Source organism: Sanguibacter hominis ATCC BAA-789, assembly GCF_012396185.1.
GTDB classification, from domain to species: Bacteria; Actinomycetota; Actinomycetes; order Actinomycetales; family Cellulomonadaceae; genus Flavimobilis; species Flavimobilis hominis.
In genome coordinates this window covers 255,738-277,127 of record NZ_JAAXOW010000004.1, presented here as the reverse complement: position 1 = coordinate 277,127, position 21,390 = coordinate 255,738, and the positions used below count along the sequence as shown (strand labels likewise).

19 protein-coding genes are annotated in these 21,390 nt (G+C 71.4%); 7 read left to right on the top strand and 12 right to left on the bottom strand.

Features of this window, described 5'->3' with window-relative positions:
• The first annotated feature begins 159 nt into the window (after positions 1-159).
• Positions 160-474 carry a (2Fe-2S)-binding protein gene (locus tag HF995_RS12625; protein WP_168448148.1) on the top strand — a complete coding sequence of 105 codons (315 nt, stop codon included), beginning with the start codon at positions 160-162 and terminating at the stop codon, positions 472-474.
• Between the two features lie 99 nt (positions 475-573).
• Here the strand turns inward: HF995_RS12625 and HF995_RS12620 are convergent, their stop codons facing one another.
• Both HF995_RS12620 and HF995_RS12615 read right to left on the bottom strand, forming a co-directional pair.
• Positions 574-1,656, bottom strand: a complete 1,083-nt coding sequence (locus HF995_RS12620; RefSeq protein ID WP_168448147.1) for a lactonase family protein — start codon at positions 1,654-1,656, stop codon at positions 574-576.
• Positions 1,653-3,017, bottom strand: a complete 1,365-nt coding sequence (locus tag HF995_RS12615; protein WP_168448146.1) for an ROK family protein — start codon at positions 3,015-3,017, stop codon at positions 1,653-1,655. Before HF995_RS12615 ends, HF995_RS12620 begins: the two co-directional genes overlap by 4 nt.
• 68 nt (positions 3,018-3,085) lie before the next feature.
• Here HF995_RS12615 and xylA point away from each other — a divergent pair, with 68 nt between their 5' ends.
• Both xylA and xylB read left to right on the top strand, forming a co-directional pair.
• Positions 3,086-4,273 (top strand): xylose isomerase, encoded by a 1,188-nt coding sequence (xylA, locus tag HF995_RS12610; RefSeq protein ID WP_168448145.1) that lies wholly within the window; start codon positions 3,086-3,088, stop codon positions 4,271-4,273.
• Between the two features lie 180 nt (positions 4,274-4,453).
• Complete coding sequence (gene xylB, locus HF995_RS12605) at positions 4,454-5,908, top strand: xylulokinase (protein WP_168448144.1); 1,455 nt, start codon at positions 4,454-4,456, stop codon at positions 5,906-5,908.
• A 199-nt stretch (positions 5,909-6,107) separates the two neighbouring features.
• On the opposite strand, the gene HF995_RS12600 is transcribed toward xylB, so the two are convergent.
• Complete coding sequence (locus tag HF995_RS12600) at positions 6,108-6,440, bottom strand: histone-like nucleoid-structuring protein Lsr2 (RefSeq protein WP_168448143.1); 333 nt, start codon at positions 6,438-6,440, stop codon at positions 6,108-6,110.
• 151 nt (positions 6,441-6,591) lie between these two features.
• Complete coding sequence (locus tag HF995_RS12595; protein ID WP_168448142.1) at positions 6,592-6,783, bottom strand: hypothetical protein; 192 nt, start codon at positions 6,781-6,783, stop codon at positions 6,592-6,594.
• A gap of 384 nt (positions 6,784-7,167) precedes the next feature.
• On the opposite strand from HF995_RS12595, the gene chvE reads away from it, so the two are divergent.
• The 4 genes from chvE (at position 7,168) to HF995_RS12575 (ending at position 11,837) form a co-directional block, all read left to right on the top strand.
• Positions 7,168-8,319 (top strand): multiple monosaccharide ABC transporter substrate-binding protein, encoded by a 1,152-nt coding sequence (chvE, locus tag HF995_RS12590; protein ID WP_434060863.1) that lies wholly within the window; start codon positions 7,168-7,170, stop codon positions 8,317-8,319.
• Between the two features lie 115 nt (positions 8,320-8,434).
• The gene (gene mmsA / locus HF995_RS12585) at positions 8,435-9,985 is read left to right on the top strand and encodes a multiple monosaccharide ABC transporter ATP-binding protein (RefSeq protein WP_168448140.1); all 1,551 of its coding nucleotides are present in this window, start codon (positions 8,435-8,437) and stop codon (positions 9,983-9,985) included.
• Positions 9,982-11,154 carry a multiple monosaccharide ABC transporter permease gene (gene mmsB, locus HF995_RS12580; RefSeq protein ID WP_350308892.1) on the top strand — a complete coding sequence of 391 codons (1,173 nt, stop codon included), beginning with the start codon at positions 9,982-9,984 and terminating at the stop codon, positions 11,152-11,154. The genes mmsA and mmsB overlap by 4 nt, the downstream gene beginning before the upstream one ends.
• Positions 11,155-11,324: 170 nt before the next feature.
• Complete coding sequence (locus HF995_RS12575) at positions 11,325-11,837, top strand: GNAT family N-acetyltransferase (RefSeq protein ID WP_168448139.1); 513 nt, start codon at positions 11,325-11,327, stop codon at positions 11,835-11,837.
• 87 nt (positions 11,838-11,924) lie between these two features.
• Here HF995_RS12575 and lysS read toward each other — a convergent pair whose 3' ends face one another.
• The 8 genes from lysS to HF995_RS12535 all read right to left on the bottom strand — a co-directional run bounded on the left by lysS (position 11,925) and on the right by HF995_RS12535 (position 21,369).
• Positions 11,925-13,490, bottom strand: coding sequence for a lysine--tRNA ligase (gene lysS, locus HF995_RS12570; protein WP_168448138.1), 1,566 nt, complete (start codon positions 13,488-13,490; stop codon positions 11,925-11,927).
• A 159-nt stretch (positions 13,491-13,649) separates the two neighbouring features.
• Positions 13,650-14,612: a carboxylating nicotinate-nucleotide diphosphorylase gene (gene nadC, locus HF995_RS12565; RefSeq protein WP_168448137.1), complete on the bottom strand. Its 963-nt coding sequence runs from the start codon at positions 14,610-14,612 to the stop codon at positions 13,650-13,652.
• 53 nt (positions 14,613-14,665) lie between these two features.
• Complete coding sequence (locus HF995_RS12560) at positions 14,666-15,658, bottom strand: M15 family metallopeptidase (RefSeq protein WP_168448136.1); 993 nt, start codon at positions 15,656-15,658, stop codon at positions 14,666-14,668.
• A 39-nt stretch (positions 15,659-15,697) separates the two neighbouring features.
• Entirely contained in the window at positions 15,698-17,452 is a 1,755-nt protein-coding gene (locus HF995_RS12555; RefSeq protein ID WP_168448135.1) for an L-aspartate oxidase, read from the bottom strand.
• A complete protein-coding gene (panD, locus tag HF995_RS12550; RefSeq protein WP_286189611.1) occupies positions 17,449-17,925 on the bottom strand; it encodes an aspartate 1-decarboxylase in 477 nt (158 codons plus the stop codon). The genes HF995_RS12555 and panD overlap by 4 nt, the downstream gene beginning before the upstream one ends.
• 26 nt (positions 17,926-17,951) lie before the next feature.
• Positions 17,952-18,866 (bottom strand): pantoate--beta-alanine ligase, encoded by a 915-nt coding sequence (panC, locus tag HF995_RS12545; protein WP_168448134.1) that lies wholly within the window; start codon positions 18,864-18,866, stop codon positions 17,952-17,954.
• On the bottom strand, positions 18,863-19,831 hold the full coding sequence (locus HF995_RS12540; RefSeq protein WP_168448133.1) for a Rossmann-like and DUF2520 domain-containing protein: 969 nt from the start codon (positions 19,829-19,831) through the stop codon (positions 18,863-18,865). The genes panC and HF995_RS12540 overlap by 4 nt, the downstream gene beginning before the upstream one ends.
• On the bottom strand, positions 19,828-21,369 hold the full coding sequence (locus tag HF995_RS12535; RefSeq protein ID WP_350308891.1) for a PH domain-containing protein: 1,542 nt from the start codon (positions 21,367-21,369) through the stop codon (positions 19,828-19,830). Before HF995_RS12535 ends, HF995_RS12540 begins: the two co-directional genes overlap by 4 nt.
• Between the last annotated feature and the right edge of the window lie 21 nt (positions 21,370-21,390).

Sequence of the window (21,390 nt, the reverse complement as noted above, 5' to 3'; positions counted from 1 at the left end):
GCGACAAGTATCCGCCCGTCAGCGCCAGCCTGACGTGCGGGACGCGTCACACGCGGCCCCGGACCCGCAGGAGAGGTTCCGCCTCTCCCGCACGGATACGTCCGATCCAGGCCAGAAGTCCCATGCGAGACCGTGAATAACCGCGAGAACGTAGGAGTCATGACAGGAACCACCACGCCAGCGTCCGGCCTCAGCGGCCTCGCAGCGCTGCGTGCACAGCTCGAGTCGGAGCCCGCCGTCGTCGACCCGGACGCCCCGGTCGTCGACGCCGCGAACCTCGCTGACGAGCACATCGTCTGTCACTGCACGAACGTCACGGCTGGCGAGCTGCGCGGCCTCATCCACGAGGCGGGCGTCGCTTCCCTCACCGAGGTCCAGCGCTGCACGCGCGCGGGCGGGAGCTGTGGCAAGTGCCTTCCGCTCCTGACGGAGGTCGTGACGATCGAGCTCGGCCGCGCGGGGATCTCCGCCTGACGCGACCCATGATCACCGGCGCCGGCTCCCTGTCATCCCCCGAGACAGGGCGTCGGCGCTGGTTCTTTCCGCCCAGATGAAGCGTGAGCCCGTGTCTCGCTAGACCGGCACGACGCACGAGGGACGCACGGGCAGCGTCAGCCGGGAGAGCTCGCGCCCTGAACCGTCTGCGCCGATCTCGATCGCGACCAGCTCGTGGCTGCCCTGCGCCGCGACGACGACGACGTCGGCGGACGCGGTCCCGCCTGGGAGCACGGCATGGTGCCGCGGCCACTGCCCGCAGGGCGTGTCCGCTAGGTGCGCGAGGGTGACGCCGTCCGTGCCGCGCGCGACCGCGAACGTCGCGAGGACGTCCTGCCCCCGCACCCCCACGTGCAGGCGCGTGCCGGTGCCGTCGAGGGTGAGGTGCGCGGGCTGGCTCGGCCCGTCTCCGGCAGGGGTCGCGCAGGCCGGGAGCACCTGCAGCACCTCGCCCGCGTCGCCCTCGCCGGGCAGCCGCACGACGGCGACCGTCGAGTCGAGCTCGCACGCGACGATCGCGACGCCCTCGGGCAGCAGCACGAGGTGCCGGGGGCCCGAGCCCGCAGGCATGGCCATCGTCACGCCGTCCTGCTCGATCCCACCGTCGGTGATGCGGTAGCGCACGAGCTGGTCCGTGCCGAGGTCTGCTGCCCACGCGTGCGCGCCGTCCGGGGCGAGCGTCGCGGAGTGCACGTGCGACGCGTCCTGCCGGTCCGCGTGCGGGCCGGTCGCGCCGTCGTGCGCGTGGACCCGCGCGGCCGCCGCGGGGGTGCCGTCGGTCGCGAGCGGGACGCTCCCGAGGACGGCGGAGCCGGGCGCGCCCGAGCCGTAGCAGGACACGAGCAGCTCGGCGCCGAGAGGCTCGAGGTGGCACGGGAAGCCGCCGCCGGCCGACGCCGTCGCGAGCGGGCGCAGGGCCGTCGCGCTGTCGTCGGGGTCACCGATCGCGAACGCCGCGACCGCTCCCTGGGGCTCGAGCTCTTGCGTCGCGTAGAGGACGGGCAGGGTGGGGTGCAGGGCGACGAACGACGCCTGTGCGAGCGGCGCCGCGCGGCCGCGGTCGACGAGCGTGCCGTCGTCGAGCAGGTCGACGCGCCACACCCCCTCGGCTGCGGGGACCACGCCGTCCTGCGACGGGTAGGTGCCGATCCAGAGCCTCACGCGTCCTCCTCCTGCCCGGCCGGGCCGAGGCCCGCGGGGCGCGGTCCTGCTCCGGCGTGGTCCGCAGCCGTGGGTGCGGGGATCCCGTCGAGCTCGGACCACGCCCCTGGCTCGAGGGCTCCCCAGTCCCCCGGGTTCGCGACGACGAGCCGCAGCACGGAGAGCGCGGCGCCCGACATGGCGGCACGAGTTCCCGAGACCGATGCCTTGACCTGCATGTCGACCCACGGCGCGGTCAGCACGCGCTTGTGGAGCTCGCGGTGCACGTGATCGACGAGCCAGTCGGTGAGCGGCGAGTAGATGCCGCCGAGCACGACCTCGTTGATGTCCGTGAGGTTCATGAACGACGACAGCGCGATGCCGAGCGCACGGCCGCCGCGGGCGAGCGCGTCGCGCGCACGGGTGTCGCCGAGGCGCGCGGCCTCGATGAGCGCCTCGACCGGCAGGTCACGGGCGAGTCCGGCCGCGGCCATGAGGGAGTCCTTGCCCGCGTAGGTCTCTAGGCAGCCCTCGGCGCCGCACGTGCAGTCGGGGCCGTTCGGGTCGACGGTGACGTGACCGAGCTCGCCGCTCCAGCCGTGGTCGCCCTTGAAGACGACGCCGCCGTCGACGAGGGCGCCACCGATGCCGACCTCTCCCGACACGTAGAGGAAGCTCGGGCGGGCGGCGTGCAGCGCGCGGATCTCGGCGACTGCGGCGAGGTTGGCCTCGTTGGCGACGCGGACGCCGATGGTGTCGAACGGGGCGACCGTGCGCAGGGCGCTGAGGTCGTCGTCGGCCCATCCGAGGTTGGGCGCGAGGCGGAGCGGCCCGTTGACGCGGTCGACGATGCCGGGGAGGGCGAGGCACGCCCCGGCGACGCGCGCGCCGTGCGCGGTCGCGGCGTCGACGACGCGGCTGCCGAGGCCGCCGAGCAGGGGCAGGACCTCGTCGGGCGACGAGTGGCGGAAGTCGTCCTCGACGATCTCCTCGGCGATGACGTTGCCGGCGAGGTCGATCGCGCATGCGCCGAGGTAGTCGACGTTCGCCTCGAGCCCGATGCCGACGATCGTCCCGCGTGCGGGGACGAGGGGCACCGCGGGGCGTCCTGCGGTGCGGCGCGCGACGGGCTCGAGCTCGTGGACCATGCGCGCGGAGACGAGGAGGTCGACGAGCGCGGACACGGTCGCTCTGGTCAGGCCGGTGCCCACGGCGAGGTCGGCGCGGGAGACGGGCTCGGTCGCGTCGACGATCTGCTCGAGCACGAGCCCGAGATTGTGCTCGCGCATCGCGGACTGGCTGGCTCCTGCGCCCGTGCTGTGCGCGCGAGACGTGGCCTTCGTCCGGGCTGCGGCACTGCCGCCCGTTCCCCTTGCGTTCATGGGTTGACCTTAGCCGAATCTGGCGATAAGTTCAGCCACACAACAAATCTCGACGAGGAGACCTCCCCATGTCGCTCACCCCCACCCGCGAAGACAAGTTCTCCTTCGGTCTCTGGACCGTGGGCTGGAACGCACAGGACCAGTTCGGCAGCGCGACGCGCCCGTGGCTCGACCCGGTCGAGTCCGTGCACAAGCTCGCCGAGCTCGGTGCCGCACACGTCACCTTCCACGACGACGACGTCGTCCCGTTCGGCTCCTCCGCGGCTGAGCGCGACTCGATCCTCGAGCGCTTCAAGGGTGCGCTCGCGGAGACCGGTGTCACCGTCGAGATGGTCACGACCAACACCTTCTCCCACCCGATCTTCAAGGACGGCGCGTTCACCTCGAACGACCGTCGCGTGCGCCGCTACGGCCTGCGCAAGGTCATCCGCAACGTCGACCTCGCCGCCGAGCTCGGCGCCGACACGTTCGTCATGTGGGGCGGCCGCGAGGGCGCCGAGTACGACTCGGCCAAGGACCTCAAGGCTGCGCACGACCGCTACGCCGAGGGCCTCGACACCGTCGCCGCGTACATCAAGGAGAAGGGCTACAAGCTCCGCATCGCGCTCGAGCCGAAGCCCAACGAGCCCCGCGGCGACATCCTCCTCCCGACGATCGGCCACGCCCTCGCGCTGATCTCGACGCTCGAGAACGAGGACATCGTCGGCCTGAACCCGGAGACGGGCCACGAGCAGATGGCGGGCCTCAACTACACGACGGGCCTCGCCCAGGCGCTGTGGGCGAACAAGCTCTTCCACATCGACCTCAACGGCCAGCGGTCCATCAAGTACGACCAGGACCTCGTGTTCGGTCACGGCGACCTGTTCTCCGCGTTCGCGACCGTCGACCTGATCGAGAACGGCTTCCCGTCGGGCGGCCCGAAGTACGACGGTCCGCGTCACTTCGACTACAAGCCCTCGCGCACCGAGAGCTTCAAGGGCGTGTGGGAGTCGGCCGAGGCCAACATCCGCACCTACCTCATGCTCAAGGAGCGCGCGATCGCGTTCCGCGAGGACCCCGAGGTCCAGGAGGCCCTCGAGGAGGCCGGTGTCTACGAGCTGTCGCAGCCGACCCTCGCCGAGGGCGAGACGCTGAGCGACCTGCTCAACGACCCGACCGCCTTCGAGGAGCTCGACGTCGACGAGGTCGCCTCGCGCGGCTTCGGCTTCGTCCGCCTCAACCAGCTCGCTCTCGAGCACGCCATCGGCGCGCGCTGAGCCGTCCGGTCCGCCAGGACCACCTCACCGGAGCTGTACCCCTGCAAGCGCCGGTGACGCTGCCGACTCCCAGGCAGCACCCCGAGCCGTCCGGTCCTCGCCCCTCCAGCGACGACCGGGCGGCTCGACCCTCATCCACCCTCGGTCACGACGCCGTGGCCGCACACCCGAAGGACACTGATGGCACTCGTCGCCGGTGTGGACTCCTCCACCCAGTCCTGCAAGATCGTCATCCGCGACTCCGAGACCGGCGCCCTCGTCCGCTCGGGCCGCGCGAAGCACCCCGACGGCACGACCGTCGACCCGAACGCCTGGTGGGCGGCGCTCGTCGAGGCGGCCGCTGACGCGGGCGGGCTCGACGACGTCGCCGCGATCGCCGTCGGCGGCCAGCAGCACGGCATGGTCGCGCTCGACGCCGACGGCAACGTCATCCGTGACGCGATGCTGTGGAACGACACGAGCTCTGCGCCTGACGCTGCCGACCTGATCGCCGAGCTGGGCGACGGCGACGTCGCGGCGGGCGCTCAGGCGTGGGCGGACGCGATCGGCTCGGTGCCGGTCCCCTCGCTCACGGTCACGAAGCTCCGGTGGCTCGCCCGTGTCGAACCGGAGAACGCTGCGCGCGTCGCCGCCGTCGCCCTCCCGCACGACTGGCTGACGTGGCGCCTCATGGGAGCCCCGAGCCTCGACGCGCTCACGACGGACCGGTCGGACGCGTCGGGCACCGGCTACTGGTCCCCCGCGACGGGCGAGTACCGCCGCGACCTGCTCGTGCGGGCGCTCGGCCACGACGTCACGCTCCCTGCCGTCGTCGCGCCCGGCGCGAGCGCAGGCGTGACCGACTGCGAGCTCACCCGCGGTGCCGTCGTCGGCGTGGGCGCGGGTGACAACGCGGGCGCTGCGCTCGGCCTGAACCTGCGGCCGGGCGACGTATCGATGTCCCTCGGCACGTCCGGCGTCGTGTGCGCGGTCTCCGAGGCTCCCACAGCGGACGGCTCGGGCCTCGTCGCGGGCTTCGCGGACGCGACGGGCCGCTTCCTGCCGCTCGTGTGCACGCTCAACGCGTCCCGGGTCCTCGACTGGGCGTGCCAGCTCCTCGGCGTCGGCTACGACCGTCTCGCCGAGCTTGCGCTGTCGGCACCCGCGGGCGCCGAGGGCGTCGTCCTCGTGCCCTACTTCGAGGGTGAGCGCACCCCGAACCGTCCGACCGCGACCGCGTCGCTGCACGGCCTGCAGCTCGGCACGGGCACGCCGACGAACATCGCGCGTGCAGCGGTCGAGGGCATGCTGTGCGCGCTGGCCGACGGCGTCGACGAGATCGAGCGGCACGGCGCGTCCGTCTCGCGCCTCCAGCTGATCGGGGGCGGCGCGCAGTCGCCCGCGGTGCGGGCGATCGCGCCCGTCGTGCTCGGGGTCGACGTCGTCGTCCCTGCACCGGGTGAGTACGTCGCCGATGGCGCTGCGCGCCAGGCGGCGTGGGCGCTCTCGGGCGCGGCCGAGGCGCCGTCGTGGTCGACGTCGCTCGAGGAGCCGGTGGTCGTCGCTGCGGACACGTCCGAGGCGGGACGCGCGACGACGCGCCTCGTCCGGGAGCGCTATGCGGCGGCGCGCGAGCTGGTTCTCGAGCGCCCCTGACGACCGTCCGCAATAGCGAGAGCCCGTGCGCGAGAGAATCGCGCACGGGCTCTCCTGCGTCGCTCTGAAGCCCCGTCAGCGGGTAGTACGGAGCTCGTTGTTGCGCACTCCTCAGCACGCCGGCGGGTGTGAAAATGGGCCCTAGCCGACAGGTCGGCAGGGCCCATTCTCGGGTCGACCGCTGCGCGGTCGGATCAGATCAGCTGGCCGCCTCGTATGCGGCCTTGATCTCCGCGGAGATACGTCCGCGGTCATTGACCTTATGGCCGTTGGCGCGAGCCCACTCGCGAATCTCGTTCGCGTTCGACGAGCTGCGCGACGAGCCGGAGCGACGTGCCGCGCGGGGGGCCGCCGACCTGCCGACCTTGCGTCCGTGCCCGATCCACGGGGCGAGCGCCTCGCGGAGCTGGCCAGCGTTGTCAGCGTTGAGGTCGATCTCGTAGGTGACACCGTCGAGACCGAACGAAACGGTCTCGGTCGCCTCGCCACCGTCGATGTCGTCCACCAGGATGACCTGGACCTTCTGCGCCATGGTTTCTCACCTCGCCAATCTTCTCAGAGCCTGCAGGCGATCTGAGAATACGCCCGCAGGCGCACGATCGCCCCCGATAAGGCGATTATTGACGCGGACGGCTCTCGCGTCAAAACGAACGCGCCGGACAACCAGGGGGTGAGATGAACGATCAGTCCGTGTGGCCGGATTCCTGGGCGCGACGGGCGGCACGTTCCTTGAGGCGTTCCTCTGCCTCGAATGCGGCGAGAGCGTCACGTTCCGAGCGGTCGGAGCGAATGATCGCGCGGATAGCCAGGTAGAACAGCGCGAAGACCCCGACAGACGGGATGAGTGCGCCCAGGGCCGCGAGGAAGGAGTCCACGACCCCAGCGTACCTACGGGCCCGTCGGCGAGGCCGCCCTCTCGCCTGGGACCTTCGTCACCGCGGCGGTACACGAGATGAACCCATCGCCAGCGCCGCGATGCCCGGGATGTCCGCTTTTACCACCGGGCAATCCGGACAGGTGGCCACCGTTAGCGGATCGTTACCTCCCAGGATTCCGCAGGATGCTGCGGCTGAGATATGTTCAGTCGCAGAACAAATCGACGCAGCGTTGCGTTCAAGAAGTGAAGGCTGCACGATGGTGTCCGCCGGATCCGGTCCGACCCGATGGTGGGTCTGATCACGAGGCGTCGAGGTCGACGCCGGGTCCGGACGCACCCGGTTCTTCGTTCCGACCGGAACAGCAAGATCAGACGAAGGGAAATGCCAACGATGTCTACCACCCGCAAGCTGCTCGCGATCGCCGGCTCGGCGTCGCTCATCCTCGGGATGGCTGCGTGCAGCTCCGAGCGCGAGACCCCCGCCGCCACCACGCCCGCCCCGGGCGCAACCTCCGGCGCCCCCGCAGGCGACGGCGCACTCATCGGTGTCGCGATGCCGACCCGTTCGCTCGAGCGCTGGAACAACGACGGCGCGCACGTCGAGTCCCTCCTGAAGGAGGCCGGCTACGAGGTCTCGCTGCAGTACGCAGACAACAAGGTCGAGGAGCAGATCAAGCAGCTCGAGACCATGATCAACCAGGGCGCCAAGGTCCTGGTCGTCGCCTCGATCGACGGCACCGCGCTCAGCAACGTCCTCGAGACCGCCGCCGCGGCGGGCATCAAGGTCATCGCGTACGACCGTCTCATCAACGGCACGGACGCTGTCGACTACTACGCGACGTTCGACAACTACCAGGTCGGCCAGCTCCAGGGGAAGTTCATCGAGGAGCAGCTCGAGCTCGCGACGACGACCGAGAAGTTCAACCTCGAGCCCTTCGCCGGTTCGCCCGACGACAACAACGCGAAGTTCTTCTTCTCCGGCGCGTGGGACGTCCTGCTCCCCTACGTGCAGGACGGCAAGCTCGTCGTCCCGTCCGGCAAGGACCCGAAGTCGAACGACGAGTGGACCAAGATCGGTATCCAGGGCTGGGAGTCCGCCAAGGCTCAGGCCGAGATGGACAACCGCATCAACTCGTTCTACGGCGACAAGAAGGTCGACGTCGTCCTGTCCCCGAACGACTCGCTGGCCCTCGGCATCGAGCAGTCGCTCGAGTCGAACGGGTACAAGCCGGGTGCCGAGTGGCCGCTCATCACGGGCCAGGACGCCGACAAGGCGAACGTCATCAACATGCTCGCTGACAAGCAGGCGATGACGGTCTGGAAGGACACCCGCACGCTCGGCACGCAGGTCGCCAAGATGGTCGACCAGATCATCAAGGGCGAGACCGTCGAGGTCAACGACACCGACACGTACGACAACGGCAAGAAGGTCGTCCCGTCGTACCTGCTCGCTCCGCAGGTCGTCACGAAGGACACGGTCCAGAAGGACCTCGTCGACTCGGGCTTCTACAAGGCCTCGGACATCGGTCTCTGACCTCACACTGCGTCCACCACGGACCATGACGTCGGGGTGACCTGACGCCACCCGCCGGGGCGGGGCTGCACGCCCCGCCCCGGCACACCGAAATCTCCAGCACGAGGACGAGGACATGTCCACGCACAGCAACATTCTCGAGATGCGCGGTATCACGAAGACCTTCCCGGGCGTCAAGGCGCTCCAGGACGTCACCCTCACGGTGAAGCGCGGGGAGGTGCACGCGATCTGCGGCGAGAACGGCGCAGGCAAGTCGACGCTGATGAAGGTGCTCTCCGGCGTCTACCCCCACGGCTCCTACACGGGTGACATCTACTTCGAGGCCGAGCCCTGCGAGTTCCGCACGATCCGCGACTCCGAGGAGCGCGGCATCGTGATCATCCACCAGGAGCTCGCGCTCAGCCCGCACCTCTCCATCGCCGAGAACATCTTCCTCGGCAACGAACGCTCACGCGGCGGGGTCATCAACTGGACCCGCACGAACGCCGAGGCGGCTCAGCTCCTCGCCCGGGTGGGGCTCAGCGAGAGCCCGGACACCAAGATCAAGGACATCGGCGTCGGCAAGCAGCAGCTCGTCGAGATCGCCAAGGCGCTCTCCAAGCGCGTGAAGCTGCTCATCCTCGACGAGCCCACCGCGGCGCTCAACGACGAGGACAGCGCTCACCTGCTCGACCTGATGCGCTCCCTCAAGGGCCAGGGCATCACGTCGATCATCATCTCCCACAAGCTCAACGAGATCGCCGCGATCGCCGACTCCACGACGATCATCCGCGACGGCCAGACGATCGAGACGCTCGACATGCACGGCGCCGAGCCCGTCTCCGAGGACCGCATCATCCGCGGGATGGTCGGCCGGTCCCTCGAGAACCGCTTCCCGGAGCGCGTCTCGAACCCCGGCGCGGAGGTGCTGCGCATCGAGGACTGGACGGTCCACCACCCGATCGTCCACGAGCGCGTCGTCGTCGAGAGCGCGGCCCTCAACGTCCGCGCCGGCGAGATCGTCGGCATCGCCGGTCTCATGGGCGCCGGGCGCACCGAGCTCGCGATGAGCATGTTCGGCCGCTCGTACGGCAGCAACATCACCGGGCGCCTCTACAAGAACGGTGAGGAGATCAACCCGCGCTCCGTCCGCCAGGCGATCGACCGCGGCATCGCGTACGTCACCGAGGACCGCAAGCGCTACGGGCTGAACCTCATCGAGGACATCAAGCGGAACATCGCCGCGTCCGCCCTCGGCAAGATCTCCCGCCTCGGCGTCGTCGACGGCCAGGGCGAGGTCCGCCACGCGGAGCAGTTCCGCAAGGACCTCAACATCAAGACGCCCAGCGTGGACGCCCTGACCGGAAAGCTCTCCGGCGGCAACCAGCAGAAGGTCGTCCTGGCCAAGTGGATCTTCACCGACCCGGACGTCCTCATCCTCGACGAGCCGACCCGAGGGATCGACGTCGGCGCGAAGTACGAGATCTACCAGATCATGAACGCCCTCGCCGAAGCGGGCAAGGCGATCATCGTCATCTCCTCCGAGCTGCCCGAGCTGCTCGGAACCTGCGACCGCATCTACGCGATGAGCCAGGGCCGGATCACCGGCGAGCTGCCCCGCGAGGAAGCGACCCAGGAAAACCTCATGCGCTACATGACCAAGGAAAAGGAAGGGGCGGACGCGTGAACGCGCTGACGCAAAACCTCACCCGGAACCTCCGCGAGTACGGGATGATGGCGGCCCTCGTCATCATCGTCATCGTGTTCCAGGTGCTGACGGACGGCAAGATGCTGATCCCGAACAACATCGCGAGCCTCGTCCAGCAGAACGCCTACGTGTTCATCCTGACGATCGGCATGGTCATGGTCATCGTGGCCGGGCACATCGACCTCTCGGTCGGTTCGGTCGTGGCTTTCGTCGGCGGCATCATCGGCTACCTGATGATCACGCAGGACCTCCCCTGGCCCCTCGTCGTGCTCATCGCGGTCGGCATCGGCGCCCTGGTCGGCTGCTGGCAGGGCTTCTGGGTCGCCTACGTGGGGATCCCCGCCTTCATCGTGACCCTCGCGGGCATGCTGATCTTCCGCGGTCTCGCGATCGTCATCGCCGGCACCACGATCTCGGGCTTCCCTGACGGGTTCAACCAGATCTCGAAGGGTTCGCTGCCGAACTTCCTCGGCTTCGCGGGCAACCTCGACGTCGTCACCGTCGTGATCGGTGCGCTCGCCATCGTCGGTCTCGTCGTCAGCGGGGTCCGCCAGCGCGCGACGCTCCACCGCGAGGGCCTCGCCACCGAGAGCTTCGTCGGCTTCCTGATCAAGAACGTCGTGATCGCCGCGCTCATCGCGTACATCACGTACCTCCTCGCCAACTCGGCAGGTGGCACGCCGATCGTCCTCGTGATCGTCGGTGTCCTCGTCCTCGTCTACACGTTCGTCATGAACAAGACGGTCTTCGGTCGTCACATCTACGCGATCGGTGGCAACCTGCACGCGGCCGTCCTCTCGGGCGTCAACACCAAGCGCGTCAACTTCATGATCTTCGTGAACATGGGCCTCCTCGCCGGCATCGCCGGTGTCGTCACGACCTCCCGCGCCGGTGCGTCCGTCGCCTCGGCCGGTGTGAACTTCGAGCTCGACGCGATCGCCGCCGCCTTCATCGGTGGAACTGCCGTCACCGGCGGTATCGGCAAGGTCTCCGGGGCCATCATCGGTGCACTCATCATGGGTGTGCTCAACATGGGCCTGTCGATCATGGGCGTCGACGCTGCCTGGCAGCAGTCGATCAAGGGTCTCGTGCTCCTCGCGGCTGTCGCCTTCGACATCCTCAACAAGCGCAAGTCGGGCGGCAACTGACCGTCGTCCCTCCTCCACAGGGAGAAGGCCCCCGGCACCTCACGGTGCTGGGGGCCTTCGGCGTTGCGCGAGACACCAGGGCGATCCCGGGCGGGAACGCGGCGGGCCAGGTGACGGACGTGCCACCCTGGTGCTGCACGACTCCCCTCGACCGCCACACGGAGCCCTCGATGACCACACCCCAGGCCTCAGCCCTCTCCGTCGCCCCGATGCGCGACGAGCACGCCGACGCAGTTCTCGAGATCTACGCGGCTGGCATCGCGACCGGGACGGCGACGTTCCAGTCCGGGCCGCTGTCCTGGGAGGAGTTCGACGCGAGCCACCTCCCCGACCACCGGTACGTCGCTCTCGAGGGTGACCGCGTCGTCGGCTGGGTCGCTGTCTCCCCTGTCTCGGGGCGCTGCGTCTACTCGGGCGTCGTGGAGAGCTCGCTGTACGTCGCCCCGGAGGCGCAGGGCCGCGGCGTCGGCCGCACGCTCGGTGAGCGCCTGATCGAGTCGGCGCGCGACGGCGGCGTGTGGACCGTGCAGTGCGGCATCTTCCCGCAGAACACGGCGAGCCTCGCCCTCCACGAGCGGCTGGGCTTCCGCGTCGTCGGCACGCGCGAGCGCCTCGGCCTCATGACGCACGGGCCGCTCGCGGGCGAGTGGCTCGACGTCGTGCTGCTCGAGAAGCGCCTCTAGACCGCCACGCGCGGGGCACAGCGCGCAGACGGCTGCGGCGCACCCCCGTGACGAGGGTGCGCCGCAGCGGACGGTCTGGCGCGAGGCTCAGGCGAGGGGCTTGACGAGCGGGAACATGATCGTCTCGCGGATACCGAGACCCGTGAGCGCCATGAGCAGGCGGTCGAGGCCCATGCCCATGCCGCCGCTCGGCGGCATGGCGAACTCCATCGCAGCGAGGAAGTCCTCGTCGAGGACCATCGCCTCGTCGTCGCCCGCCGCCGCGAGCAGCGCCTGCGCCTCGAAGCGCTGCCGCTGGATCACCGGGTCGACGAGCTCCGAGTACGCGGTCGCGAGCTCGAAGCCGCGGACGTACAGGTCCCACTTCTCCACGAGGCCCTTCTTGGACCGGTGGTCACGGGTGAGCGGGCTCGTCTCGACCGGGAAGTCACGGACGAACGTCGGGGCGTACAGGTGGTCGCCGACGTGGAACTCCCACAGCTCCTCGACGAGCTTGCCGTGGTTCTGCCGCTTCGGGTCGATCTTCAGGTCGAACTTCTCGACGAGCGCGAGCAGCTCCGCGTCAGGGGTGTCGTGCGTGATCTCGGTGCCGAGCTTCTCCGACAGCGAGTCGTACATCGTGATCTCGGCCCAGTCGCCGCCGAGGTCGTACTCCTCGCCGCCGGGCAGCGTCACGAGGGTCGTGCCGAGGACGTCCTGGGCGGCCGTCTGCACGAGGTTCTTCGTGAGCGCCGCCATCGTGTCGTAGTCGCCGTAGGCCTCGTACGCCTCGAGCATCGTGAACTCGGGAGAGTGCGTCGAGTCCGCGCCCTCGTTGCGGAAGTTGCGGTTGATCTCGAAGACCTTCTCGACCCCACCGACGACCGCGCGCTTGAGGAACAGCTCGGGTGCGATGCGCAGGAACAGCTCGATGTCGAACGCGTTCATGTGCGTCGAGAACGGGCGCGCCGCGGCGCCCCCGTGGATCGTCTGCAGCATCGGCGTCTCGATCTCGAGGAAGTCGCGCCGGTGGAAGTTGTCCCGCAGCGAGCGCACGACACCGGCGCGCAGGCGCACCGTGTCGCGCGCGGCCGGGCGGGCGATCAGGTCGACGTAGCGCTGACGGACACGCGCCTCCTCCGACAGCTCGGCGGTCGTGCCGTCCTCGCGCTCGTACATGTTCGGCAGCGGGCGCAGCGACTTCGCGGCGATCGTCCACGAGTCCGCGAACACGGACAGCTCGCCGCGGCGCGACGACCCGACGCGACCGTGCACGAACAGGTGGTCGCCCAGGTCGACGTCGGACTTGAACGCCGCGAGGCGCTCCTCGCCGACAGCCGCGAGGGAGAGCATCGCCTGGATGCGCACGCCTGCGCCGTCCTGCAGCGTGACGAAGCAGAGCTTGCCCGTGTTCCGCAGGAACACGACACGGCCCGCGACGCCGACGACGTCGTCCGTCTCGACGCCCGCCTCGAGGTTGCCGTACTGCTCGCGCACCGCCGCGATCGCGTGCGTCACCGGCACCGAGACGGGGTACGCCTCCTGGCCGCTCGCAAGGAGGCGCTCACGCTTCTCCTTGCGGACCCGGATCTGCTCGGGCGTGTCGTCCGACGGGGCGGCCGCGGGGTCCTGGGGCGTGGGCGCAGCAGTCTGCGCGGAGTCAGCGGGAGTCACGAGCCCAATCCTACCGAGCACGAGCGACTGGGCGACGCGGTCCGGCGCCAACTGGCGCCGCGCCCCCGGGCGCCGGCTCCGTCGGTTCCAGCACGAGTCCGTCAGATGCGACCGACGGACTGGGCTGGGACCGACGGACTCGCGGGATGCGGCGCGCTCCTACTGAAGGTCGAGCGCCAGGTCGAGGATCGGCGCGGAGTGCGTGAGCGCTCCGACCGACATGTAGTCCACGCCCGTCGCCGCGACCGCTGCCGCTCGGTCGAGCGTCAGGTTGCCCGTCGCCTCGAGCTCGACCCGGCCGTGCGTCGGCTCGAGCGCCCTCACCGCGCGCACGGTCGCCGCGAGGACGTCGTCGGGCATGTTGTCCAGCAGCAGGAAGTCCGCGCCCGCCTCGACGGCCTCGACCGCCTGCTCGAGCAGGTCTGCCTCGACCTGCACGAGCACGTCCGGGAACGTCGCACGCACCCGCTCGATCGCCGCCGACACGGAGCCCGCCGCGACCACGTGGTTGTCCTTGATCATCGCGACGTCGTACAGCCCCATGCGCTTGTTCGTGCCGCCGCCGCAGCGCACCGCGTACTTGTCGAGCTCCCGCAGCCCGGGCGTCGTCTTGCGCGTGTCGAGCACGGTCGCGCACGTGCCGTCGGCGCGCGGTGCGGCGTCGAGCACGTCCGACCACGCGCGCGTCGCCGTCGCGACGCCCGACGCGCGGGACGCGAGGTTCAGCAACGTCCGCTCCCCCACGAGCAGCGCCTGGACCGGCCCGCGCAGCCGCGCGAGGACGACGCCGCGACGCACCCGGGTACCGTCCGCCACGTCGAGGCTCACCTCGACGGGCGCGAGCCCGAACCGTGCGCACACCTGCGCAAGGACCTCCGGCACGACGGCGAGACCCGCGACCGTGCCGTCCTCGCGCGCCACGAGGTGCGCCTCGCGCACGACGTCCGGACCGATCGTCGCCTGCGTCGTCACGTCACGGCCCGGCGCCGCCCCCAGGTCCTCGTCGAGCGCGATCGCGACCGTCCGGGCGATCCACGCCGCGTCGAGCGGCGCGATCCCACGGACAGCCGCCGGGGTGGACGGAGCAGCGGACTCGGGCTGGGAGGCAGGAGTGTCGGTCACGAGCCCACGCTACCGGGGAGGTAGCACGCGAGACGTGCGGGACCGCACCGCGCTCAGTAGCCCGGCGCGGCCGGAAGGCCGAACAGGGTCTCGAGCGAGGTCGCACCCGACTCGATCGCGGCCCGCGCCACGTCGACCCCCACGTACCTGAGGTGCCACGGCTCGGCGTCGTACCCCGTGACCGCCTCCGCACCCTCCTGGTACCGCACGACCCAGCCGTGCTCGTGCGCGTGCTCCGCGAGCCACGCCGCCTGAGGCGTCTCGCCGAAGCACCCGATCGTGCGGCACGCCCCGGTCATCGCGACGACGTCGACCGCAAGGCCCGTCTGGTGCTCCGAGTGGCCGGCCCGCGCCGAGCGCGCCACGGCGCGGTCCTCACCGAGCGTCGCGACCCAACCCTCGAACGTCTGCGCCTGCTCGCCGTACGAGCGGTAGGCGCTGTGCACGGCGATCGGCACGTCTGCCTCCGCTGCCGCCGCCCTCAGGCTCTTCAGAGCGTCAGCCGCCTCGGCGCGCAACCGCACCTGGCTCCCAGCGACCGGGACGAGGTCTGACGGCTCATGGCCGGGGTCGAGCGGCCGCTGCTTGTTCACGATGACCGTCACGCTGTCCGGGGACGACAGGTCCGCCGTAGCGAGGCCGAGCCACCTACCGAGCGTCTGCGCGCCGGCGCGCGCACCGTCGGGAGTTCCCGGGGGGAGAGCGGGCGGCTCCGTGAGCGCACCCGAGCCGGGAGCTGCCTCCGCGCCTGCGCTCTCGCCTGTGCCCACGACGCCCGACGCGGCGTCGACGCTCCCGCTCCCGTGCGGCACCGGCGTCACCGGCGCGCCGCGACGCTCGACGGTCACGACGACGCCGAGCTGCTCCGCGATGACGTACGACACCGCGGCGCTCGCCGCGACGATCGCCACCGCGACCGCCGCCCGCGCCGCGCGCCCGCGCGCGTCAGAGCGCCGCGGGGCGTGGCCTCCGGGGCGCCGCAACGCGTCCGAGCCGCTGGCACCCGCAGTGGGCACCGGCGTCGGGCCGCTCCGGCTGCGTGCCATCTCAACAGTATGTCCGGAATGCGGCGCGGCCGCGACGGGTCAGGCCCGGGCGCCGCCCTGGCCGACCGCGGCAGCCCCCACCACGTCGCGGTGCACGACGACGACACGCCCCTCCGCGTCGAGACTCACCTCGACGCGGACGCGCCACGCGTCGTCCTGCTCCGGGAAGTCGGTACGGAAGTGACCCCCGCGCGACTCGGTCCGCTCGAGCGCGGTCACCGCGAGCACCGTCGCGAGCTGGTGCAGGTTCGTCGTCTCCCACTCGGCGACCTGCGGACGCGCGTCGACCACACCCGCCGGACGCGGACCACCGTCGATCGGCACCGCCGCAAGGCGGTCGAGCGACTCGACGAGGCCCTCGTGGGACCGCACGACACCCGGCCCGAACGCCGCCGCACGCTGGATGCGCGACCGCATCGCCGCAGGCACGAGCGCGACCGGGCCCGAGTACTCGGACGGCTCGACCGGGACGAGACGACCCGACCGCAGGCCCTCCGCGACGTCGGCCGCCGCACGGTGCGCGAACACGAGCCCTTCGAGCAGGGAGTTCGACGCGAGACGGTTGGCGCCGTGCACACCCGTGCACGCGACCTCCCCGACCGCGTACAGCCCTGGCACGCTCGTGCGGCCGTGCAGGTCGGTGACGACCCCGCCCGAGTGGTAGTGCTGCGCCGGCGCGACGGGCACGAGGTCCGTCGTCCAGTCGATGCCGTGCTCGGCGAGACGGTCCGTGATCGTCGGGAACCGCTCGCGCAAGAAGTCCGCGCCGAGGTGGCGCGCGTCGAGGAACACGTGGTTCGCGTCGGTCACCTTGAGACGCTCGACGATCGCGTGCGCCACCACGTCACGCGGCGCGAGCTCGGCCATCGGGTGGACGTCCGGCATGAAGCGCACGCCGTCGATGTCGACGAGCCACGCCCCCTCGCCACGCACAGCCTCCGAGATGAGCGGCAGCTGCCCGCGCATGCCCGAGCCGAGCCACAGCACCGTCGGGTGGAACTGCACGAACTCCACGTCGCCCAGGACGGCGCCCGCCCGCAGCGCGAGCGCGTCACCGTCGCCCGTCGCCTGGACCGGGTTCGTCGACGAGCGGTACACCTGACCGATCCCCCCGGTCGCGAGCACGACCGCAGGCGCGAGGACCGCGCCCACGCCGTCGCGCTGCCCCGCACCGATCACGTGGAGGGTCACACCAGCAACAGCCCCGGGGACCTCACCGCCGTCCGCGTCGCGGCTCGGCTCACCCTGGATGAGGTCGAGGACGAGCGCGTGCTCGATCACGTCGATGCCCGGGTCCGACGCGACCGCGTCGAGCTGCGCGAGCAGCGCGCGCGAGATCTCCGCACCCGTCGCGTCGCCGCCCGCGTGCGCGATGCGGTCCGCGTGGTGGCCGCCCTCGCGCGTCAGCGCGATGCCGCCGCCGGGGGCACGGTCGAACCGCGCGCCGAGCCCCACGAGCTCCCGGACCCGGTCCGGTCCCTCCGTCACCAGGACCTCGACCGCAGCACGGTCGCACACGCCCACACCTGCGACGAGCGTGTCCTCGAGGTGCGCCTCAGGCGAGTCCGCCGGGTCGAGCGCCGCGGCGATGCCGCCCTGCGCCCACACCGTCGAGCCCGACGACAGCTCCCCCTTCGTCACGAGCAGCACACGCCCCGACTCGCCGAGCCGCGAACGCAGCTCGAGCGCCGCCGTCAGCCCCGCGATTCCCGATCCGACGACCACCACGTCAGCGCGCGCCGTCCAGCCAGGCTGGGGCGCCTCGAGCCGGCGCGCGAGCACCGGCCCGGTCACGAGAGGTCCGCCGGACCGACCGGGTGCTGGAAACCCGCGATCGGCAGGCCGGACGCCTCGAGGCCATAGCCGTCGGGGACCTGCCCGGGCTCCTCGTTGACCTCGACGATCCGGTTCTCCGCATCCACGAACACGACGTGCGGCATGAAGGTGCGCGCGTCAGCGTCGTTCATCATCCCGTAGGCGATGAGGATGACGACGTCGCCCGGGTGCACGAGGTGCGCGGCCGCGCCGTTGATGCAGATCTGGCCGGAGCCGGGCTTGCCCGGGATGACGTACGTCGTCAGGCGCGAGCCGTTCGTCACGTCGACGACGTCGACGCGCTGGCCCGCGACCAGGTCGGCGGCGCGCAAGAGGTCCGCGTCGACCGTGATCGAGCCGACATAGTGGAGATCGGCCTGCGTGACGGTCGCCCGGTGGATCTTCGCGATCATCATCGGGCGCATCAACGAGGCCGGAGGGGTGCTGTTCATCAGTGTCCTTCCACGGACGCGGCGGGTCAGGCCTGGACGGGCCCGCGCAGGTCGACGGCCGTGTTGTCGATCAGTCGGGTGGTACCCACGCGAGCTGCCACGAGCAGCCGCGCCGGGCCGGAGAAGTCCGACGGCACCTCCTCCACGTTAGTCGCGTCGACGAGCGCGAGGTAGTCGGCTGCGATCCCGGCGTCGTCGAGCACCGCCTGAGCCGCGGCGCGGACGGCGTCAGCCCCGCGACCGGACGCCTCCGCACCCGCGCGCAGTGCAGCCGACAGTGCGAGCGCCTGCGCGCGCTCGTCGTCGGACAGGTAGGCGTTGCGCGAGGACAGCGCGAGGCCGTCCTCCTGGCGCACGATCGGCACCCCGAGGATCTCGACCGGCAGGTCCAGGTCGAGGACCATGCGGCGGACCGCGAGGAGCTGCTGCGCGTCCTTCTCACCGAACACGGCGACGTCAGGCGCCGTGAGGTTGAGCAGCTTGAGGACGACGGTCAGGACACCGTCGAAGTGCCCCGGGCGCACCGCACCCTCGAGCACCTGGCCGATCGGCCCCGCGGTCACGCGGACGATCGGACCCGACGGGTACATCTCGTCCTCGCTCGGCGCGAACACGACGTCGACGCGGCCCTTCGCGCCCGCCGCCCCGAGCGTCCGCACGTCCTTGTCGAGGTCGCGCGGGTACGCCTCGAAGTCCTCGCCCGGCCCGAACTGCAACGGGTTGACAAAGACCGTCACGACGACCTGCCCGTCCGGCCCGACCGCCTCGCGCGCCGCACGCACGAGCGACAGGTGCCCGTCGTGCAGAGCGCCCATCGTCATGACGACGGCGCGGCGCGGCGCGGTCTCGTCACCCACGTCGTCGAGGTCGAGGCCTGCAAGCTCCTCGGGCGCCCACAGCGCCTCGTCGAGCTCGGCACGCGTGCGGGCGATGGTGGTCATGGTCGGTCCTCCGGTGCTGCTGAGTCGTTCAGGGTGTCGAGCAAGGCGCGCGCCTGGTCAGGGTCGATGCGCCCGACGCCGAGGGCGCGCTGCGTCGCCGCCCGGCTCAGGGCGCGATAGCTCTCGACGACGTCGAGCGCGTCCTCGTCGGCCGCGAGGTCGGCGAGCACCTCGAGGTGCTCGCGGACGGTTCCGACGTCGCCCCGCGAGACGGGTCCCGTGAGAGCGGCGATCGCACCCGGGTCGCCCGCGCTCGGCGCCTGAGCCGAGTCGCCGACGTCGGCCGCGCGCAGGGCGCTCTCGAGGCTCGCGTGCACGAGCGGGGCGAGCATCCGGCCCGGGTCCTCGACGCCCGCGACACCGAGCGCCTGCGCGGCCTGCGCGAGCAGGACCACGAGATGGTTCGAGGCGTGCGCGAGAGCCGCGTGGTAGAGCCCGCGACGGCTCTCGTCGAGGACGACCGGCTCCCCGCCGAGCTCGACGACGAGCGCCTGCCCGATCGGCGCGACCATCGGCGCCGACGTGACCGCGAACGCCGCGCCCTCGAGCCGCGCGAGGTCGAGCGACGTCCCCGTGAACGCCATCGCCGGGTGCAGCGCGAGCGTGATCGCGCCCGCAGCCGCCGCGGGCGCGAGGACGTCGGTGCCGTAGCGGCCCGACGTGTGCACGACGATCTGACCCGCCTGCCACGCACCGAGCGTCGCGAGCCCCGACACGAGGTCCGCGAGCGCGTCGTCGGGCACCGTGAGGAGGACGAGCTGGCTGCGCCGCACGACCTCAGGGACCTCGAGCACCGGCACGCCCGGCAGGAGCGCCTCGATCCGGTCCCGCGAGGACTCGGAGACGCCCGACGCGCCGACGACCGTGTGCCCGACGGAGCGGAGCGCGGAACCGAGCACGGCGCCCACCCGGCCCGCGCCCACGACCCCCACCCCGAGCCGGCCAGGCCGCTGGGACTGCGTCACTGGGGCGCTCCCCCGTCCGCGGAGCGGTCTCCGGGCACCGGCGGCGCTGCGGGCGCCGGCGGCGCTGCGGGCACGTCGAGCGCGGGCGCGGGCGCGTCCGGGGCGGCCGGAGCCGCGTCCACCGCGGGCACCGCGATCTGCCGCATCCACTGCTCCGGGCCCGCGCCCAGGCGTGCGGTGCGGGCGCGCTCGTCCTGCTCGAGGAGCAGACGGGTCGCCTCCGCGTCAGCGAGGTGCGGCACGACAGGTGCCACGGGGCCAGCGGACACGTGCAGCGTGAAGCTCGTCAGGCCGAGACGGCGCTGCAGCGGGCCCTGCTGCAGCGCGAGCGACTGCGTACGCTCGTGCGGCACGAGCACGACCGACCGCGTGAACCGCCCCTCCCGGATCACCAGGCCACGACCAGTGACCGCGTAGCCGTTGCGCCGCCAGCTCCACGGATCGACCCACCGCGCCGACCGGGGGCTCGTGACGAAGCGCTCGCTCGGCCCCGACCCCGTCATCGCCTCGTCGAGGAGGCCGAGCGGGTCCTGGACACCGAGGTCGGGCAGCACGAGCCACATCGCGTCGAGCGCCGCGCGCCGGTCACCGACCGGCAGCAGGAGGTTCGACGTCGTCTTGGACGCCTCCGCACCCCCGTAGTAGCCGGCGATCGTCACGTCGACGCGCCACCAGTCCTTGCGCCGCCACAGCAGCGGCTGCCGCAGCCGCAGCGCCTGGACGCGCCCGGGCGGGATCGTCTGGGCACGCGTCTCGAGCAGGCCCGAGCGCAGCCGGATGCCGTCCGGGGACACCGCAGCCGTGAAGTTGGCCTCACCGAAGAAGCGGCCGGCGAGATAGCTGCCGAAGCCGAACACCGCAGGGATGAACGAGAACAGCACGCCCCACTGGCCGCTGATGACCACGACGACGGACAGGCCCACGAGCACGAGCAGGAACGCCGGGAGCGCCCACGTGCGCACGATCGACCCGACGAGCGTGCCGAACGGCACGTCGAGGACGCTCTCCTCGGGTGCCACCGGGGCGGCCTCGCCGTCGACGAGGTCCACGCCTGCGGCGCGCGCCAGGATCTCGGCGCGCAGCGCGTTCGCCTCGTCGATCTTGAGGAAGCCGATCGCCACGGTCGAGTCCGCACCTCCCGCGACCTCGATGCGCAGCTCGCCGAGCTGGAAGATCCGTGCAAGGACCGGCTGGACGACGTCGATCGCCTGGACCCGGTCGAGCCGCGCCTGGCGCTGCTGCCGGAAGAGGATGCCCTTGTGGAGGTGGACCGCGTCGGGGCCGACGGCGTAGCGCATCATCCGCCACGCGAGCGCGCAGTACGCGAAGACCACGAGCAGGACACCCGCGAGGACGAGCGCGACGATCCCGAGCCCGACGTCCTGGACCGCCTCACCGGCCTCGCCGAGGTTCTCGCCGGCGTTGTTGAGCGCGACGAACAGGAGCGCCACGATCACGGCCCAGCCGCGCACGACAGGCGTCACCGGGTGCATGCGTCGCCAGGACAGCCCTGCTTCGCTCTCCGGCGGGGCGCTCACGGGTGTCGTCTCCGGTCCCGC